Source organism: Candidatus Pantoea multigeneris (genome assembly GCF_011752615.1).
Classification (GTDB): domain Bacteria; phylum Pseudomonadota; class Gammaproteobacteria; order Enterobacterales; family Enterobacteriaceae; genus Pantoea; species Pantoea multigeneris.
This window is the reverse complement of the sequence record NZ_VWXF01000007.1, coordinates 214,428-232,050: the sequence shown is the minus strand read 5'-3', so window position 1 is coordinate 232,050 and position 17,623 is coordinate 214,428. Positions and strand designations below refer to the sequence as shown.

19 protein-coding genes are annotated in these 17,623 nt (G+C 38.6%); 2 read left to right on the top strand and 17 right to left on the bottom strand.

What is annotated here, in order from left to right; genetic code table 11:
* Positions 1-69: 69 nt before the first annotated feature.
* From F3J40_RS17090 to F3J40_RS17025, 14 genes are all read right to left on the bottom strand, one after another.
* Entirely contained in the window at positions 70-2,076 is a 2,007-nt protein-coding gene (locus tag F3J40_RS17090) for a secretin GspD/PilQ domain-containing protein (RefSeq protein ID WP_167016490.1), read from the bottom strand.
* A 66-nt stretch (positions 2,077-2,142) separates the two neighbouring features.
* Entirely contained in the window at positions 2,143-2,400 is a 258-nt protein-coding gene (locus tag F3J40_RS17085; protein WP_167016488.1) for a hypothetical protein, read from the bottom strand.
* Between the two features lie 73 nt (positions 2,401-2,473).
* Entirely contained in the window at positions 2,474-2,716 is a 243-nt protein-coding gene (locus F3J40_RS17080; protein ID WP_167016486.1) for a hypothetical protein, read from the bottom strand.
* 13 nt (positions 2,717-2,729) lie between these two features.
* The gene (locus F3J40_RS17075) at positions 2,730-3,806 is read right to left on the bottom strand and encodes an EscU/YscU/HrcU family type III secretion system export apparatus switch protein (protein WP_167016484.1); all 1,077 of its coding nucleotides are present in this window, start codon (positions 3,804-3,806) and stop codon (positions 2,730-2,732) included.
* On the bottom strand, positions 3,806-4,609 hold the full coding sequence (gene sctT / locus F3J40_RS17070; RefSeq protein WP_255464879.1) for a type III secretion system export apparatus subunit SctT: 804 nt from the start codon (positions 4,607-4,609) through the stop codon (positions 3,806-3,808). Before sctT ends, F3J40_RS17075 begins: the two co-directional genes overlap by 1 nt.
* On the bottom strand, positions 4,606-4,860 hold the full coding sequence (gene sctS / locus F3J40_RS17065) for a type III secretion system export apparatus subunit SctS (RefSeq protein ID WP_167016480.1): 255 nt from the start codon (positions 4,858-4,860) through the stop codon (positions 4,606-4,608). Before sctS ends, sctT begins: the two co-directional genes overlap by 4 nt.
* A gap of 1 nt (position 4,861) precedes the next feature.
* The gene (gene sctR / locus F3J40_RS17060) at positions 4,862-5,473 is read right to left on the bottom strand and encodes a type III secretion system export apparatus subunit SctR (protein ID WP_370659868.1); all 612 of its coding nucleotides are present in this window, start codon (positions 5,471-5,473) and stop codon (positions 4,862-4,864) included.
* 16 nt (positions 5,474-5,489) lie between these two features.
* Positions 5,490-5,759, bottom strand: coding sequence for a FliM/FliN family flagellar motor switch protein (locus F3J40_RS17055; RefSeq protein ID WP_167016476.1), 270 nt, complete (start codon positions 5,757-5,759; stop codon positions 5,490-5,492).
* Position 5,760: 1 nt separating this feature from the next.
* Positions 5,761-6,477 carry a hypothetical protein gene (locus tag F3J40_RS17050; protein ID WP_167016474.1) on the bottom strand — a complete coding sequence of 239 codons (717 nt, stop codon included), beginning with the start codon at positions 6,475-6,477 and terminating at the stop codon, positions 5,761-5,763.
* Entirely contained in the window at positions 6,464-6,871 is a 408-nt protein-coding gene (locus F3J40_RS17045; protein ID WP_167016472.1) for a hypothetical protein, read from the bottom strand. Before F3J40_RS17045 ends, F3J40_RS17050 begins: the two co-directional genes overlap by 14 nt.
* The gene (locus F3J40_RS17040; RefSeq protein ID WP_167016470.1) at positions 6,864-8,210 is read right to left on the bottom strand and encodes a FliI/YscN family ATPase; all 1,347 of its coding nucleotides are present in this window, start codon (positions 8,208-8,210) and stop codon (positions 6,864-6,866) included. Before F3J40_RS17040 ends, F3J40_RS17045 begins: the two co-directional genes overlap by 8 nt.
* A 12-nt stretch (positions 8,211-8,222) precedes the next feature.
* Complete coding sequence (locus tag F3J40_RS17035) at positions 8,223-9,035, bottom strand: hypothetical protein (RefSeq protein WP_167016468.1); 813 nt, start codon at positions 9,033-9,035, stop codon at positions 8,223-8,225.
* A gap of 2 nt (positions 9,036-9,037) precedes the next feature.
* The gene (gene sctV, locus F3J40_RS17030; protein WP_240155497.1) at positions 9,038-11,092 is read right to left on the bottom strand and encodes a type III secretion system export apparatus subunit SctV; all 2,055 of its coding nucleotides are present in this window, start codon (positions 11,090-11,092) and stop codon (positions 9,038-9,040) included.
* A 1-nt stretch (position 11,093) separates the two neighbouring features.
* On the bottom strand, positions 11,094-12,278 hold the full coding sequence (locus tag F3J40_RS17025) for a hypothetical protein (protein WP_167016466.1): 1,185 nt from the start codon (positions 12,276-12,278) through the stop codon (positions 11,094-11,096).
* A gap of 15 nt (positions 12,279-12,293) precedes the next feature.
* On the opposite strand from F3J40_RS17025, the gene F3J40_RS17020 reads away from it, so the two are divergent.
* Positions 12,294-12,821: an RNA polymerase sigma factor gene (locus F3J40_RS17020; protein WP_167016464.1), complete on the top strand. Its 528-nt coding sequence runs from the start codon at positions 12,294-12,296 to the stop codon at positions 12,819-12,821.
* On the opposite strand, the gene F3J40_RS17015 is transcribed toward F3J40_RS17020, so the two are convergent.
* Genes F3J40_RS17015 through F3J40_RS17005 form a run of 3 tightly spaced genes read right to left on the bottom strand, consistent with a single transcriptional unit; the run spans position 12,811 to position 14,607 of the window.
* Complete coding sequence (locus tag F3J40_RS17015) at positions 12,811-13,551, bottom strand: HrpE/YscL family type III secretion apparatus protein (protein ID WP_167016462.1); 741 nt, start codon at positions 13,549-13,551, stop codon at positions 12,811-12,813. The genes F3J40_RS17020 and F3J40_RS17015 overlap by 11 nt on opposite strands.
* On the bottom strand, positions 13,541-14,278 hold the full coding sequence (gene sctJ / locus F3J40_RS17010; RefSeq protein ID WP_167016460.1) for a type III secretion system inner membrane ring lipoprotein SctJ: 738 nt from the start codon (positions 14,276-14,278) through the stop codon (positions 13,541-13,543). Before sctJ ends, F3J40_RS17015 begins: the two co-directional genes overlap by 11 nt.
* On the bottom strand, positions 14,275-14,607 hold the full coding sequence (locus tag F3J40_RS17005; RefSeq protein WP_167016458.1) for an EscI/YscI/HrpB family type III secretion system inner rod protein: 333 nt from the start codon (positions 14,605-14,607) through the stop codon (positions 14,275-14,277). Before F3J40_RS17005 ends, sctJ begins: the two co-directional genes overlap by 4 nt.
* Positions 14,608-15,057: 450 nt before the next feature.
* On the opposite strand from F3J40_RS17005, the gene mutS reads away from it, so the two are divergent.
* Positions 15,058-17,613 (top strand): DNA mismatch repair protein MutS, encoded by a 2,556-nt coding sequence (mutS, locus tag F3J40_RS17000; RefSeq protein WP_167016456.1) that lies wholly within the window; start codon positions 15,058-15,060, stop codon positions 17,611-17,613.
* The last annotated feature ends 10 nt before the right edge of the window (positions 17,614-17,623 follow it).

Genomic DNA, 17,623 nt, shown 5'->3' with positions numbered 1-17,623 from the left:
TATAAGCCTTGTCTTTGAATAGAAACTCATTGAATGATAAAAACAATATTCACATGATAACAAGGAAGCTTAGTTATTTGAGAAAACGAACAAATTGGAATTCATTCCTTTAGACAGCTGATTCAACGGCCAGGCAGATATAGCAAGAACATTAGAGAAAGGGCAGTGAATTCTCTCAAGATAAACTCGCCTCTTTCCAACGTTAGTTAGTGAATACACAGTTAACTTTATTTCACCATCGGAAAAGGTCCTTGTGCTATTCAAGAGAGACACTCCAGGAGGTAGTATGCATTGATTAGAACTGCTTTTAATACCGCCTAAGATTTTCAGGGAGGTTATATTTCTTGAATACATAACCTCAGTCATTACAGACTCAATTTTTGCTCGCTTTTCTGATTGAGCTTTGATGAGATTAGCTTTGTTAGTTACATAAGAAGTTGAGTAATTTCCTTCAGCGATTCTGAATTTATCGGCCGTTGACTGATCGCCAATTATTTTGGGTGTTATTATGTAATAACGATAACTAAAACTTTTTTGGTTCGTTTTTTGCTTAAATAACAAACCAGCTAAGGGAACATCCCCTAAAACAGGAACTTTGGATGTACTGCTATCAATTCTTGTTGAATTAACCCCGCCAAGAACCAGTGGTTGATTTTCGAGAAGTGTTGCTTGAGTTTTTATTTCAGCCACTTTTTTACTTGCTGAAGAACCATTGTTCTCAAAGTTGACGTCTCCATCTTCAAGATCGACTGACAATTGGATGGTTCTCGGTGAGGCAAAACCCAATTCCCGTGGTGTAACTCTTAAGCTCGTACCACTCACTACGGGCAGAAAGCTTGCAACACGTTCACCGTGCACTGGTAGATATAAGGTTTTACTAAAATCAATAATAGCCGGGCTATTTTCAATAGTGAGCACCGAAGTATTGGCCGTTAACTTAATCAGACCTTTATCCTGGTAAGCTTTTATTTTAGCAAAAAAATTCTTTCCATTGCTAATTGAAATATTTCTTGATGTAGTATTTTCTCCCGAAAAAAATTGCTTCCCCTCAGTAAAAATGGCCAAGTCTGCGCCAAACTTCTGAGAAACGCTTTCATTCACCTCAAGAATCATAGCATTGATTTCAAACATTTTCTGTGGACGGTCAAGTCGATTAATAAGAGATTGGTAATAAGAACGCCTTTTGATGCTATCATAAATAATAATGCTATTTCTGGCCACGTCTTCAGCAACGCGAACTCGCTTACTTGATGCAGGCTTATTAGATGAATTAGGATTGAAGAATCTTTTAATTACTTTATCCTGAATGGCTATAGTATCGTCTAACTCATCAACACTGCCATTCAAAAATTCACTAATCTCTCCTGTTTCCACATGGCTATTGGTGTTTAATGATGGATTGACCGGCAGTTCTGAGGAAAGTAATGGTGCTGCATCACCTGTTATTTTTCTTAGTAATGTTGCCACTCCCGGAATGAAAGAGTTTTGCTGCCTAAAGCTCATCTTGCGGTCAGAAACAGAAGCATACTTTAACTCAAACACCATAGGAACATATTCATCATGTTGAGCAAGAGCTTGCCCTGAACCGATAAATCCAATAATCAAATTAACGTACTGCTCTGGTCCCGAAAGGCGAAGCGTTTCGCTATCAGAAATATACTCCCAACCAAACTTTTTGTTTTTCAATCCTAAGCTATCAAGATGATTAGATAACTCAAATAAACTTGATTTAGTTACGGAAATATCTTGTTTTACACGATCACTTTTATTGCTAAAATAAATAGTGTCATTATAAAAAAACCAGTCAAGATCGAATTCAATTTCAACTCTCTCAAGCAAACCTATAAAATTATTCACTTTAAAGTTTTTTTGTATTATTTTATTCGGAATATCATCAAAGGATGTTCTGACATTATAACTTCTGGCAGCATTACTTAACATATCTTCAAGAGACTGGTTATGACTTTTATAGTAGTATTCACCGAGCTTCCAGTTAGAGGGAATGTTGGCCTTTGAATAAGAAAAAGGGATAAATGCCATTACTATAGAAAGGGATAAATAATATATATTTTTCATAAAAGATTTGTCATTGAAAGCGCACGTTATTCCTTCCCCTGCCATAAGAATATGGCAGGGGAAGGCTTAGTTAATTGACCAGTTTGCAGCTTTGCCAGAGAAGTTGTTCATGGTGTTTATGCTCGCATTGGTTGCGCCGTTAATTGCACCTTTAGCCGCATTTTCAACTCCTTTTATCATTGACCATGTCTGAATGCCATTAATTGCTCCTTCAGCCATGTTGTTTGTCATAGCATTTTGACCAATTGAAGCAATGCTGCTCGGGAGACCAGCAAGCCCTGCGATACCACCAAGGGCATTGGTTAACATTCCAAATGGATTCATATTTTTACCTCGCATTAGTGTTTATAAATCTCTAAGCATAGTGACATTAAAAATAAAAAAGTTCATCAAACGATCAATTTATAGACTCAAGTATTTTTTTCTGTAAAGTGAAATTCATACCTGAATATCCTGATCGAGCGTTGAATGTGTTACTGGCATTTAACAGTGCAAATTGAAAATCAACTGCCGCTGATGGAGAGAGTGGATTATCACGTCTCGCAGCTAGAGCAGAATTTATATTTTCATAAGCAGTGTTGAATGATTCATTGAGCACTTCATCAATACGCTTAACTGAGCCAATAGAGTTTGAACTCATTACTTACCTCTTTTTATATAGTCTGTATTACCTTATCTGCATTGGTTTCTTGTAATTGACGATATATCATTGCAACATCACGCAAATAAACATTAGGGATAGAGTCTCCTACCTTGTTTTCATAAAAAAGTCGTCTGGTAAGCTGAACATTACAGATCACGGGTATTTTTTTCTCCCTGGCAAACTTGATCAATGCTTCTGCTTCAAAAGATTCTGCAATAACAGAAATAACAGGCACGGCAGTGATACCGATACGGTAATAAATTCCAATCGCATAATGAGTAGGATTAGTAAGCAATGCATCAATGTTATCAACATCACTTTTTTGTTTCACAGACGGTGCTGGGGTATCATTTGCCCATTCTTGTGCCAGTGAACGACGCTGCCCTTTCACCAAAGGATCGCCTTCATTTTGCTTATACTCTTTTTTAATATCATCAATGCTCATACGTTGCTGCTTCATAAAAAAATACCTCTGTATGAGGATGTCAAGCAATACGATGAAACACAGCACAATGCTAATTACCCTGGTATATTTCTTTAGTGTTGCCAATACGATAGAATGGAAAACTTTCAGATCATGATAAATTGCCATTATCAGGTTATTCAAAATCTCCTTAAATAATAAAAAAATAATGATAGCAACAATCATCATCCTAATAACATTGAGTAAAAGCATAGTAAACTGCTTAGCAGACAATGTATTTTTAATCTGCTTGAAAGGATCAATATTACTCATCTTTGGTGAAACAGAGTGAGTCGAGAAAAGTGGTCCAAATTGCATCCATGCGCAACTAATACGTAAAACAATAACTAATGAAAGTGTAATAGCTATGACCTGAGCAACTGTCATAATGGAGACATTAAACAACGAAGATAAGAAAAATTCGCTATTAATAACGTCACCTGAGAGTGACTCAGATAACAGGAATAAAAGATCATCCATTATCCATTCTGAAGTAAGGTAAATGCACTCGGTTAATATTATAAAAATTACTATTTTATAGAGGTCCTGGCTTTGTGCTACCTGTCCTTTTCTTTTGGCTTCTTTTAACTTATGCGGAGTTGCTTTTTTATTCTTTTCTGCCATTATTGTGCTCCACCGACAAAATATTTTATGACCTTAGAAAAATCAAAAAATAGCTCGACCATTAAGTCACGATACATAAGCATCATAATTATCAATATAAATATACCTGCCAGACATTTAATCGGAATCGCGATCATATTCACCTGTGCTTGTGGTGCTAAGATATTCAATATCCCACTAGCTAAATCGATGAGCATCAATACAACCACTACTGGAGCAGAGTAAAGGATAATAATAGAAATATAATTCTTTAAAAATTGCAACCAATATTCGAATTTCTGTGCGGATAAATCAGGGAGAGTTCTGTTAATAGGCCAGATGCTATAACTACTCATTAATATTTCCAAAATGAAATAAAACCCAAAATTTATAATAATTATTATCCCAAGCAGGTTTTTAAAGAAATATCCTAAGGGAGTAAAATCATCCTGGCCCAGTGCGGTATTGATCTGCCCTCCCATGAGTGTTCCGCGTTGGTTATCTATCAATCCACCGTATGACTCAACAATCCAAAAAGGAAGAGAAACCAAAACACCTATGACAACGCCTTTAATCATTTCTGCCATTACTACACTGGCAATGTCATATATCGACAAATTATCTACGCTTAAGTGGAATTTTGTTAAAGGCGTTATAATAATAGCAACAGAGATGACCAATGAAACTTTTAGCTTTCCTTTTATTAACCCAAAGAGGAAGCAGGGAATAAAAACCATAAACGCATAGACCCTTGCCATGCTTATTGCCAGAAAAAAAATTTCTCCAGAAATTATCTCCACAAAATCAATATACGAAACATTCATTGGTAAGCAATAAACTCAAGTATTTTTTTGGTATATTCTGTCAGCTCTTCCTTATACCAGGATGCACTATAGTATAAAGTTAATGAAGCACTGACCAGTTTTAGGAAGAAAGGCAAAGCCTGATCCTGAATTTGCATCATTGCTTGAATCAGCGATATAACAATCCCAATAATGACGGTAACAGAGATGACTGGCAGTGATAAAGAAACTACTAGCCATAACCCTGTTGATATAAGATCAAATAATTGCATATTAATGATAGCTATTAAATATTGCATCCAAAAGAGCTGCCCAACCATCAACCATAATAAATAAAAGTATTTTTAGTGGTAGCGATACTGTCATTGGTGAAACCATTTGCATCCCTAAAGCTAGCAACACCGCAGAAACGATTAAATCAATGACTAAAAATGGTAAAAAAATCAGGAAACCAACTTTAAACGCGCGTTGAAGTTCAGACATCATAAATGAAGGCACAAGGATAATAAGGCTATCACTATCCATTGTATCGGTATATTCAACCGGCCATATTTTCTTAGCGGAAGTCATAACTTGCGCAATAACATCAAGGTCAGTATTTTTTTGCATAAATGACTTTAATGGTAAAATGAATAATTTTATTTCTCCTTCTGTTATTCTTTCATTTTCCGTAAGACTCTCTGTGTAGTTATACATTTTTTCTAATGTGGGTGCCATAATGAATAATGTCGCGATAAGCCCTATGGCATAAAGAGCCATGTTTGGTGGAACTTGCTGTACTCCCATTGCATTGCGAGTTAAAATTAATATAATTACAATCTTCAAATAGCAAGTGCACGTTAATACAATAATAGGAATTAGTGATGCAACCGCAACCACTCCCATCAGGAATAAAGGGTTATTAAGATCCATCTATATCATCATTATTAAAAGTATCTACATCAAAACCCAGGCTTGTAATTAGAAACCCTATGCCTATATTGCTCTCTACGAGTTCACCTGTACCAAGATAGCGATCTTCATGCCATAGCGTCGCTTGCGATGGATTAGAGTTGCAAATTTTAATAATGCTCCCTTCACTTAACTCACTCAATTCCTTAAGTGACAAACACACTTTCCCATATCTTATGGTGAGCGTTATATTAATATTTGAAAGATCAAATTTACCCATTTTATGTTCCGTTAACTACGATGCTATCAACTATAAAAACGCTACTTTTATTATTATCAATTACACCTGTCACTCTAATCTGATCAAACAAAAGTGCGCCATTACCATCAGTCGAGAAGTTCTGCTGCGAAGGGATAATAAGCGCCCCTGGCTTCAACAACGATAAAGACCTAAAAGGAAGAGTATGTGTAGCGATATCAACAGGGAATGAAATTGGAATATTTAATCTTCTTTCTGTACTATGAAATTGATGAGTGTTATTTTTGATCATAGAAAGTAAGATCTTGTGCGAAAAGTACACATTCCCGACAATTGTTTCTTTATCTATATTGCACTCAACCCTGCCACAAACCCAACCAGAGGATAAACTGCCATTGCAATGTGGCTTAATATATCCCAATAGTTTTCTGACGTTTTCATACATCTTCAGATTATATAGCTCCCAGTGTTTATCACTCATCTCACATGTTATTTTTCTTTCGGTAAGGATGTAATCTGAAAAAATATTCAAGCTATAAAGACTTAGCTCGGTCGCAAAATCCCCATGTAAACACGTGTAGTAAGTGACATCATCCCCGGGGTTATCATGACAAAAATCAGAAACTTTTAAGTAGCCAGACATTTCTGTAGAAGACAAAGAATAAATTACTCTATCTTGTAGCCTGTTCCTGATTCTAAATTCAGCATTTGTAACCTTCCTTAATTCAATCATTTTCATTATTTATTTCAAGCAAAAATTCAATTTTTTTCTCAGATTTCCGTACGGATATGATGTCTTTATCAACCTCGTTAATCTCCCTTACCAAGATTTTTTCCTCCTCAACAACATGCTGAATATTGGTTTTATTTAGCCTAATTTCCCCTAGTAACATATCCCTATATGCACTCATCGCCTGTATGCTCAGTTTATATGATTTTAACGGTACGTCTTTTGTGGCTATATCATCTGAATAAGTTCTGTAAATAAATGAAAACTCATCTATACTTTCTTTTAATTTCCTTCTCTCTTCAATTTTATCGTCTAACTTTTTTTTTAACAGATGTCGTTCTCTATCCAGTATAGTGACTCGCAACCTTCTTAACTTTATGAGTTTTGACAATTGTTTATCCATAATCACTCATTCCTCCTCTTGTTATTTGGTCAAAATTGAATTGCATCTCATCCCATTCCACGGGTTGCCTATTACGTTGTTGTAAAAAACAATCAAGGTTAATTCTGTTATTAAGAGCCTGATCTGTATCTTCGTCATACCCATGTTTGTACTCCCCTACTTGTAATAAAAACTCTACTTCTTCAATACAGGACAGTTGCTTCCTTATATGCTCGGCTTTTTGCTGATGCTCCTTATCTACAATATTACTCATCACTCTGCTGAGGCTTTTATTAATGTCAATTGCAGGGAAATGCCCCCGCTGGGCAAGTTTTCGACTTAAAACAATATGACCATCAATGAGAGAGCGGATCTCATCTCCTATTGGATCGGTTAGTTTATCCTGTTCGATTAAAACTGAGTAAAATGCCGTAATTGATCCCAGTGCATTTAATCCTGTTCTTTCTACCAATGCTGGTAGTGCTGTATACACTGAGGCAGGAAGACCAGAAGCGCCGGTCGGTTCGCCGATTGCAATGCCGATTTCTCTTTGTGCACGTGCAAATCGTGTCACTGAATCCATAACAAGGAGTACATCTTTAGCTTGATCTCGATACCCTTCTGCAATTGCAGTGGCGGTGTATGCCGCTCTGGCACGTTCCATACTCGTCTTATCTGAAGTTGCACATACCAGTACCGTTTTAGATCTTAGCGTTTCGTCAAACTCATGGAGAAGGAACTCATTGACCTCTCTCCCTCGCTCACCAATCAAAGCCAGTACAATCACATCACAAGGTGCATTACGCATTATCTCAGCCAATAATGTTGTTTTACCACACCCTGCACCGGCAAAAACCCCCAGTCTTTGCCCTTTTCCTGTTGTCAGGCATGCATCAATAGCACGTATTTTTGTTGGCAATATTTCTTCAATACATGGCCGTTCCACAGCAAGGGGGGCAGCAGAAAATACATCCACACCAGTACCTGCCATCTCCGGTAACCATAATGCATTTTTATCGCTATCGCTTAGTGGTCGTCCAAAACCATCAACTTTATTCCCCAACAAATCTAATGAGGCATTAATTTTATGCCGACAACCTAGTTTTTTCACCAGTGCTCCTACACTTAACCCTTTAGCTTCACTCAGCAATAATAACTGAGCGATACTCTCCGAAAAACCAACGATTTCAGCAAGGGCTTCACAATTATGTTTAGCATGAATAGTGCATAGTTCGCCAATTTGCGCATTCCTGATCGTTGCCTCAATTATTATTCCTTTTACGCTAGTGACTCTTCCAAAAACTTTAATACAATTTCTGGCATCTATTTTTTTTATATATTCTTCAACCTTGCCTTCCATAATGGAATCACCTTAATTTACCTTCTCAAATTCTACAGTTGTCATATTGACCGATTTTAATCGCCAACCGTCCAACTCATCTCCAACAAAAATATAATCATTATCAACAGTAACAAGATGAGCAGGATTTGAAGATACGATCTGTTTTATATCAAATGGGGTAGTCGATACTTCGCTTAGATTAGTTTTATCATGAATTTTTTTTTTTAATTTATCCTGATATAGTTTAACTGCTTTGTTTTTCCGGTCACCTTGCTCAAGTAACAACTCACCTTCGATGATAAAACCATCTGTATTTTGGATAACCTTTACATTTTTATGCAAATCATAGTCCCTTAAAATCTTCCTTAGCCAAACAACTTCTTCCTGTTCGGATACAACACCGTCAACTAAAGAAACCTCACCTGAATACGCGTTTTCGACATCATTATTCTTTCCACCTTGTGCAGTAAAAATCAAAAAAACTGCAAATAATACTATGTTGAAAATTATAAAAACCGATCTTACAGATCTAAAATAAACCACACGACTGCCAGATGAAGTAGATTTATCACACCAGTCATCCGTTGTCAGTTTAATTACATAATGATCACCCTTTATTTTAAACGCTTTATCATTATAAATTAACTCTTTCCTGCCTGAAACTGGATCGTCAAGTACCCACCCCTCATTCTGTTTATCTAATGCAAAAGAACTTTTTTCATCACCGGATATTTTTATATAAATATCAGCATTAACATCATTGCTTATTATATGCCTTTTTTTTGTAAGAGGAAAAGCAGCCCCCATGTTTAGACCGGAAAGAACACGTAACTCGAATAACATTTTTATTCCTCAGCATTACCGTACTGAAGATCAAGACGGCCATAAATATTGAGTTTCACATCAGAAATCAACTCCGCATAAGATATTATTCCCACATGATTAAAATCATTTTGTACTAGCCTTCTCATAGGTTGACGCAAGTCATTCGCGACTATGATAACAACCTGAGGAACGGTTTCTTTCTTTACATGCTGATCAAGTATATTTTTAATGACTTGAGCCTGCTCGGGTTCAAGAGAGAAGAATATCTCTTGTGGTGTTTGCCGCATCAATTCACGAAGATAATACTCAGTTTCGCTGGTTAATAACCAGGCATGGAGTCCATCCTCTGCACTATACTCATAGCATATATGCTCTTTAAGTTGAATTCTCACCATATCAACTAACATATTACAATCTCTTTCATATTGCCCATGTTCAAGTAAAGCTTCAGCAATCGCAATCACAGGACGAATAGAAATTCTTTCTGATGCTAATAGCTGCAATACCTTATTAATTGTAGATACGGGCAAAGTTTTCTGTAACTCTTTAGCCAACTCTGGTTTTTCAGTCGCTAGCCAACGCAAGATTAATGCGGTTTCTTCATAACTAAAAAAGACATAACCATTTTTATAAAACGCTGTTTTCATCCTGTTTAAAATAAGTTGATTTTGACTTGTTAGAACGAGTGATTTCGGTAGGTTATCTACTATACTTTTTTCAACCCAAACATAATCCTGCTCCTGCCTTCTCTCACTCCCCTCCAGCCACTCTTCATCTTGCATATAGATTTTCGCATCACTCTTCTGAACAGCAATCCGATCATTGCCAAATGAAGCTATCACCAATGGCACTTCATGAATAAGGAACCTAAATTCATCTTCAGCAACACTATCCAGATATTGTATATTTAGCAGCGGATGGGTTACTCCTTTATCAGCTACTATACTATTTCTTAATTTTTTAATTTCATTGATTAAATCTTGAGTCTCTTGTTTCCCTTCTTTTACACGTGAGAATTGCATTAAATATATTTCCGTTGTATTCAGCACAGTTTTGTCATCAACATAATCCATTCTAACTTCATCTACATGCTGTGGCTTTTTTAATTTATATATTAATGAGTATATTTTGCTTTTCATTGAAAATAACATCATCAACAAGGCCAGAATCAGAAATGGAACAGCCGGCATCCCCGGAATTAATGAGAACACAAGTGCACCTAATGCAGAAATCCCCCATGCTTTGGGTTGATTAGCCAATTGGCTTACCAAATCCTGACTAACATTATTATTTTTCTTTTCGCTAGCATTAGATACTCGTGTTGTCATCACACCGGCGCTTAGTGCAACTAGCAATGCAGGAATCTGAGAAATAAGACCATCACCAATAGTTAAAACTGAATATATTTTCATGGCATCACTGGCACTAATATCAAGCTGTGAAACACCTATAGATATACCGCCGATAAGATTAATAAAAAGGATAACAATGCCTGCTATTGCGTCTCCTTTTACGAATTTTATCGCACCATCCATTGCACCAAAGAGCTGGCTTTCCGTAGTCAACTCTTGCCTCTTTTCCTTGGCCTGGTCGACATTTATCAAATTATTTCTCAGGTCACTGTCAATGGACATCTGTTTGCCGGGCATTGCGTCCAGTGTAAACCTTGCAGCAACTTCAGCTACACGCTCGGCGCCTTTGGTAATTACGAGAAAATTGACCAGTGTTAATATTAAAAATATTATTAGGCCAACAGCAAGATTCCCACCCACTGCAAAGTTACCAAATGCAGCTATAATATTTCCACCATCTTGAATGAGAAGTATTTGTCGAGTGGTAGAAATTGATATAGCAAGCCTGAACATAGTTACAAGCAATAGCGCACCCGGGAAACTGGTGAAGTATAGCGGCTTAGGCACATACATAACGACAATCATCAATAATGCTGACATACAAATGTTTATGGCGATAAGCACATCGAGTAAACCCAATGGAATAGGCATCATTAGCATGAACACTATTCCAAGGCAAAAAACAGGGCCAATTGCCTCCGATTTAAGAAGAAAAAGATTCAATTTATATTTTCCTGTCACCGCTGAATATTATACTATCTAGGAAGCTCATTTTATTGTTGTTCTCGTTCTTCGTTCTAAGCGCTTTCATGATCTTACTCATTTGATGTAATTTTTTCAGCCTGTACTCTTGATTTTCCCATAGTACGATCGGCTGCTTTCTTAACCCTCGATATAGCTTTATTTGTTGTGGCTGTGAACTCTCAATATTTACCATCATCAGCAATTCATGATAATTTATTTTATCATTGCTATTTTTCATTATTTTAAGCAAAAGGACAGTAATTGTTGAGTTTGAAATTTCAGAATCTGAAGCCTTTTTTGTGGCAGGGAAAATCTCATCAATAAGATAGATCATCCCCTTTCCACTTTGTAATAATGATACGTCTCTTTTCACCTTCCCAATAATCGTATTTGATAGATAATCAGTAACGCGATAATCTTTCATTAAACTCTGGTGCATTATTTCAATTTTTTCAATAAAAGGAATGTCAGTGCGTACTGTTAACAATGCATCCATTAACTTAAAACTTCCTAGTTCATCCTCTTCAAAAATTTGATAATTATCAGCAAGCATGTTTTTTATATCAGCTTGTTCTTCATCTTCTATTTGACTTAAAGCAGATATTTTTTTAACAACTGAGCTCTTTTGGGTGTTTTTCCCAATTGTAGATATCGCTGTGTGACGTTCTGACTTCCCCTTAACTTTACGCGTTACACCCTGTTTAGGAATGTCACGATACGCATCGATGATATTATACAAAACATTCAGGCCATGAATGCGTAATATTTTGTTCCTTTTATGTTTTATTCCTTTATCTACACCCTTTTCTGACTTCATCTCGATAGCTTGACGGAATCTAAGCGCGGCAATTTCCTCTTGCGCCTGGTGCATAACATGCAAACTATCTTTCGTTACCTTCCCATTTGTTTCTGAGCTCAGCCAGGATGTAGGTAAAACATGTTCAATCTTATTCATATTACCCCCAGTACTTCCGTATTGGTGACAACACTTAGGCTTTAGTTCAGTCCTGGTAAAAATGAATATATATGAACGATTTTTCTTAGCTATTAATGTAACTTCTGAAAAAAATGACATCCACTTAAGACCAAGTTTACATAATGGTTTGATAATTAATAATTTATTTTTTATAAAAATGGCACAACTCTTGCTGGTAAAAATATTCATACAGAAGGAGGATCCATGACAACTCACACAGATACACCAGTGCATTTTGCAAACTTTAACTGGGATAAGTTCGTTAAAGAAAACTCTCAGTTCTTATACTATTTTATCCTTAAACGTACATCATTTATTGAAGACATCCCAGATATCATCCAACAGACCTTATTAGAGTCATTTGCTAACAGAAGTAAATTCAATGGTCAATCAAAGCCTGAAACATGGATATATGGTATCGCTCACAACCTTACATTGAACTTTTATCGTAGACGAATAAAATACAGAAACGAAATTAATGATACAGACTTATTAGAAAACCACATTGATGGTGATAATTTTGCAGAGTCACTTTCATTACAAGATGAGTTAGAAAAAATATTTGTCTATATAGAAACACTTCCTGATACACATAAAGATGTTTTTAATATGATTATTAATAAAAGCTATAGTTACGAAGATGCTGCGGATGAACTTTCTATCCCTGTAGGAACCATCCGTTCAAGATTATTTTCAATACGTCAAAGATTAAAGTTATTGACTAACAACTGATCTTATCTCCACCGGGGATATCTTTTCCCGGTGGATGTAATGCATCCCTGTGGCACAATGACATTAATGCATCCCAGCTTATCCAAAGGTCCTCATCTTTAGTTATCAATCGTAACTCATATTCACTACAGTCAATATCCACTTTCACCTGCCACTGAACAATTTCCAATACATTTAAACAATCTCTGATTTTTTTCTCCTGCCTTTCATGGCACATTAATACTGTTGGTTCGCCTTCCGGGGCTTCAAGCTTTAAGTGTGAAAGTAATGTTTTTATCTTTTTACGATCGGGAGCTTCTTTCATCAATTTATATATTGCTTCAAACACCATTTCCTGAGATTTATTTTGCAAATATATTTTTTCTTTCTCCTTTTCCTCAGTCCATCTTTTGATTACCTCCCTACTTTTCTCCAAAAAATTAACTGACTGTTTTTTAGTCTCGGCCTGTCTTATTTTTTCTTCTCGATGCGTCGCTTCAATTTTTTCTCTCTCATGTTCTTCCCATCGTGAATTTATCTCCACCTCACAATCAAGCCTCCGTTTCTTTATAATTTGATCCGCGTCATACAACAAAGAATCACAGTACTCCATTGTGCTTTTTATCTTAACGTTATCGCTTTCTACAACATTAAAATCCTTTTCAGAAAATACCCCCCCCTCAGCATGGTATGTCTGCGATATAAACAAAACTTGTTTACAGCCAAAGCTATTTCCCTTATCAATTTTCATTTTTAACTTTCATTTTAGAGGATTTTTTCAGATAAAATCTTATTGAAAACCCGATAAGCAACAATACCCACAGTAACATCAAACCGTAAATAACCATTCTTCCATTATTTATTTCTTTATTTTTAACATGACCGCCGTTTTTTATCGGCTCATCATGCTGGGAAACGAATACAACTGAAACATCGTTGTATTTGGTTTCACTTAACCCCGGAATCGAATTTGCCACTAACTTTTTCACTCTTGTTTCTATGCCCTCTATGTCCAGGTAGTGTTTGTGTTTGATAAATACGGAAGCAGAAGCAGGTTGCCATGAAGTACCTGGCGCAAGTCTTTCAGGCAAGACAATCTGGACCCTTGACAAAATGACACCGTCAATATTTTCCAACGTTTCTTCCATTGCCTGTGATAATGCATAGACATATCGAATTCTCTCCTCCATGCTACTTGAGACGATACCTTCCTTTTTAAAGGTGTCACCTAAAGTTGCTCGTCTTTTTTTGGGATAATCGTCTTCTTTTAAGATCTTTAATGCATTGGCTAAATCGTCACTTTTTACTGAAATAAAATACCCTTCTTTTTCAAATCCCTTTTCCGCAAACAGACTATTCCTTGCAAGCAGGACAATAACATCATTAGCCTCTTTTTCGCTTAAGCCGCGATGTAATTCAATTTTTTTATCGCACCCAGTGAGTAAAACCACAGCGAATATGACCATAAGCTTGATCATTGCATACTCGTTAATTTTTCAATTGATTGAACTCCTTTGCCAATCACTTTCGCTGTAAGGTGATTCAGAATGTAATACTCCCTTGCCGCTCCTGCCGCTGCCGAGAGGTCCTGTACATTTGCTGAAACAGCGGAACGCGTAACTTTATCTTCCATATCACGACGTTTATTTTCATAAAAAGAAGTCAAGTTTCTTATTTGATCATTTTCAGTAACCATTTTACGAAAATCATATCCCGCCAATTCGAGTTCATAACTTGTTTCTTCGTTGAGCTTTTCAATTCTTTTGTTAAAATCCTGTAAACCTATAAGTTTATTTTCTGTGTACATATTTCACCCTCTGGTTAATATACTATACTCATTACTATCATTGCGGAGTTCTGGAGCCCACCATATTTTTACTGCTCCTTCCTTCTCTGGGTTATTAATTGAACATTGACCACTAATACAAACATCACTTCTTGAACTACAACTTGTTAGCAAAAAACATAATAACAATCCACTAATAGCGTTTTTTATTAAACTCATTGGCACTTCTCACGAAAATGTCACTTTTGCTGTGGGATATAGGTTTGATTCAGTGTTATTTTATCGAAAATAGTTCACTGGAGTATCTGATTTACGATCTGCCTCTGAATTCATCAAAATGGCTTTCGATTAATAATATCTTTCCTTTCCCTGTCCTACAGTTCTGGTTAATATGGCAGTCATCTGCAGCTTGTACGGGTCTTTGGTATCGACAATGCTGCCCACCATTAAATCTGATGACAATCCCAGCGAATGAGCACTCAAAACAATCTCAGCGATCACACCCCCATGATGCAGCAATACCTGCGTCTGAAATCTGAACACCCAGACATTCTACTGTTCTATCGGATGGGGGATTTTTATGAGCTGTTTTATGATGACGCTAAACGTGCTTCACAACTGCTTGAAATCTCACTCACTAAGCGTGGAGCTTCAGCGGGCGAGCCCATCCCCATGGCTGGCGTGCCACACCATGCTGCCGAAAACTACCTGGCTAAGCTGGTGCAACTCGGTGAATCTGTTGCGATTTGTGAACAGGTCGGTGACCCTGCATTAAGTAAAGGGCCAGTAGAAAGAAAGGTGGTGCGTATTGTCACGCCGGGCACCATCAGTGATGAAGCGCTGCTTCAGGAACGGCAGGATAATTTGCTGGCCGCTATTGTTCAGGGGCCTCGCGGTTTTGGCTACGCTACACTAGATATTAGTTCTGGCCGTTTTCGTCTTAGTGAGCCTGCTGACAGTGAGAGTATGACGGCTGAACTGCAGCGAACCAATCCTGCGGAGCTGCTGTACCCTGAAGATCTGGCTGCGATGGCATTGATTGAGCAACGGCGTGGTCTCCGCCGTCGCCCGCTTTGGGAGTTTGAGATCGATACGGCGCGCCAGCAGCTAAACTTGCAATTTGGCACCCGTGACTTGATCGGATTTGGTGTTGAGACAGCACACCTTGCTCTGCGTGCGGCGGGCTGCTTGCTGCAATATGTCAAAGATACTCAGCGTACAGCCCTGCCCCACATCCGCAGTCTGAGCATGGACCGTCAGCAGGACAGCATCATTATGGATGCGGCGACCAGGCGAAATCTTGAGATCACGCAAAATCTTTCTGGTGGAATTGAAAACACACTTGCCGCCGTGTTAGACAAAACCGTTACGCCTATGGGCAGCCGTATGTTTAAACGCTGGCTGCACTTACCGCTCCGTGATGCCAACGTAATAAGTCAACGCCATGATACCGTTGCCGAACTGCAATCACTCTATGAAGACCTCCAACCACTCCTTCGCCAGGTTGGTGATCTTGAGCGTATTCTGGCACGTTTAGCATTACGAACCGCACGCCCGCGCGACCTTGCGCGCATTCGCCATGCTTTCCAGCAACTACCGCTGTTGAATGCCGGACTGGCTTCCGCCAGCACACCACAGTTGGTGCGCCTGCGTGATGCTATGGGTGAGTTTGCTGAGCAGCGAGAGCTGCTGGAGCGTGCAATTATTGAAACACCGCCTGTGTTAATTCGCGACGGCGGTGTCATAGCGCCAGGCTACAACGAAGAACTGGATGAATGGCGCGCGCTGGCTGATGGCGCGACTGACTATCTTGATAAGCTAGAGATTCGTGAACGTGACAAACTGGGTCTGGATACCCTCAAAGTGGGCTTCAATGCCATTCACGGCTATTACATTCAGGTGAGTCGTGGCCAGAGTCATCGCGTACCGATTCACTATGTTCGCCGTCAGACGCTGAAAAATGCCGAACGCTATATTATTCCCGAGCTGAAGGAGTATGAAGACAAGGTACTCACGTCCAAGGGCAAAGCGCTGGCGCTTGAAAAGAGCCTGTATGATGAACTGTTTGATGCTTTATTACCGCATCTGGAGGCCTTGCAACAAAGCGCGTCGGCCCTTGCAGAACTTGATGTGCTGACAAATCTGGCTGAACGCGCCTGGACGTTGAACTACAACCGTCCGAAGTTACAGGACAAGGTCGGCGTTAAGATTATAGCCGGGCGTCACCCGGTGGTAGAGCAAGTGCTCAAAGAGCCTTTTATCGCGAATCCACTGACGCTTAGTCCACAACGTCGTATGTTAATCATTACCGGCCCGAACATGGGCGGTAAAAGTACCTACATGCGTCAGACTGCACTTATCACTCTGCTCGCCTGGATAGGCAGTTTTGTGCCTGCCGATGAGGCAATCATAGGCCCTGTCGATCGTATTTTTACTCGAGTGGGCGCAGCTGATGATTTGGCCTCAGGCCGCTCAACCTTTATGGTTGAAATGACTGAGACAGCCAATATCTTGCATAACGCAACAGAGAACAGCCTGGTGCTTATGGATGAAATTGGCCGTGGTACCTCAACCTATGATGGATTGTCACTGGCCTGGGCCTGCGCAGAGAGTCTGGCTAATCGCATTAAAGCGTTAACGCTGTTTGCGACACACTATTTTGAGCTGACAACGCTACCAGAGAAGATGGAAGGTGTGATTAACGTCCATCTGGATGCTGTGGAGCATGGGGATACTATCGCCTTTATGCACAGTGTCGAAGAGGGAGCAGCAAGTAAGAGTTATGGCCTTGCAGTTGCGGCTCTGGCAGGGGTGCCAAAAGAGGTGATTAAACGTGCTCGCCATAAGCTCCGTGAGCTTGAGACGCTTGCTAATGGTCATGCTGCTTCAACGGTTGAAGGATCTCAACTCGCGTTGCTGGCTGATGCACCTTCACCGGCAACTGAAGCATTGGAGGCCCTCGATCCTGATTCACTAAGCCCACGTCAGGCGCTGGAGTGGATCTATCGCCTTAAATCTTTGCTGTAATTTAGCCATA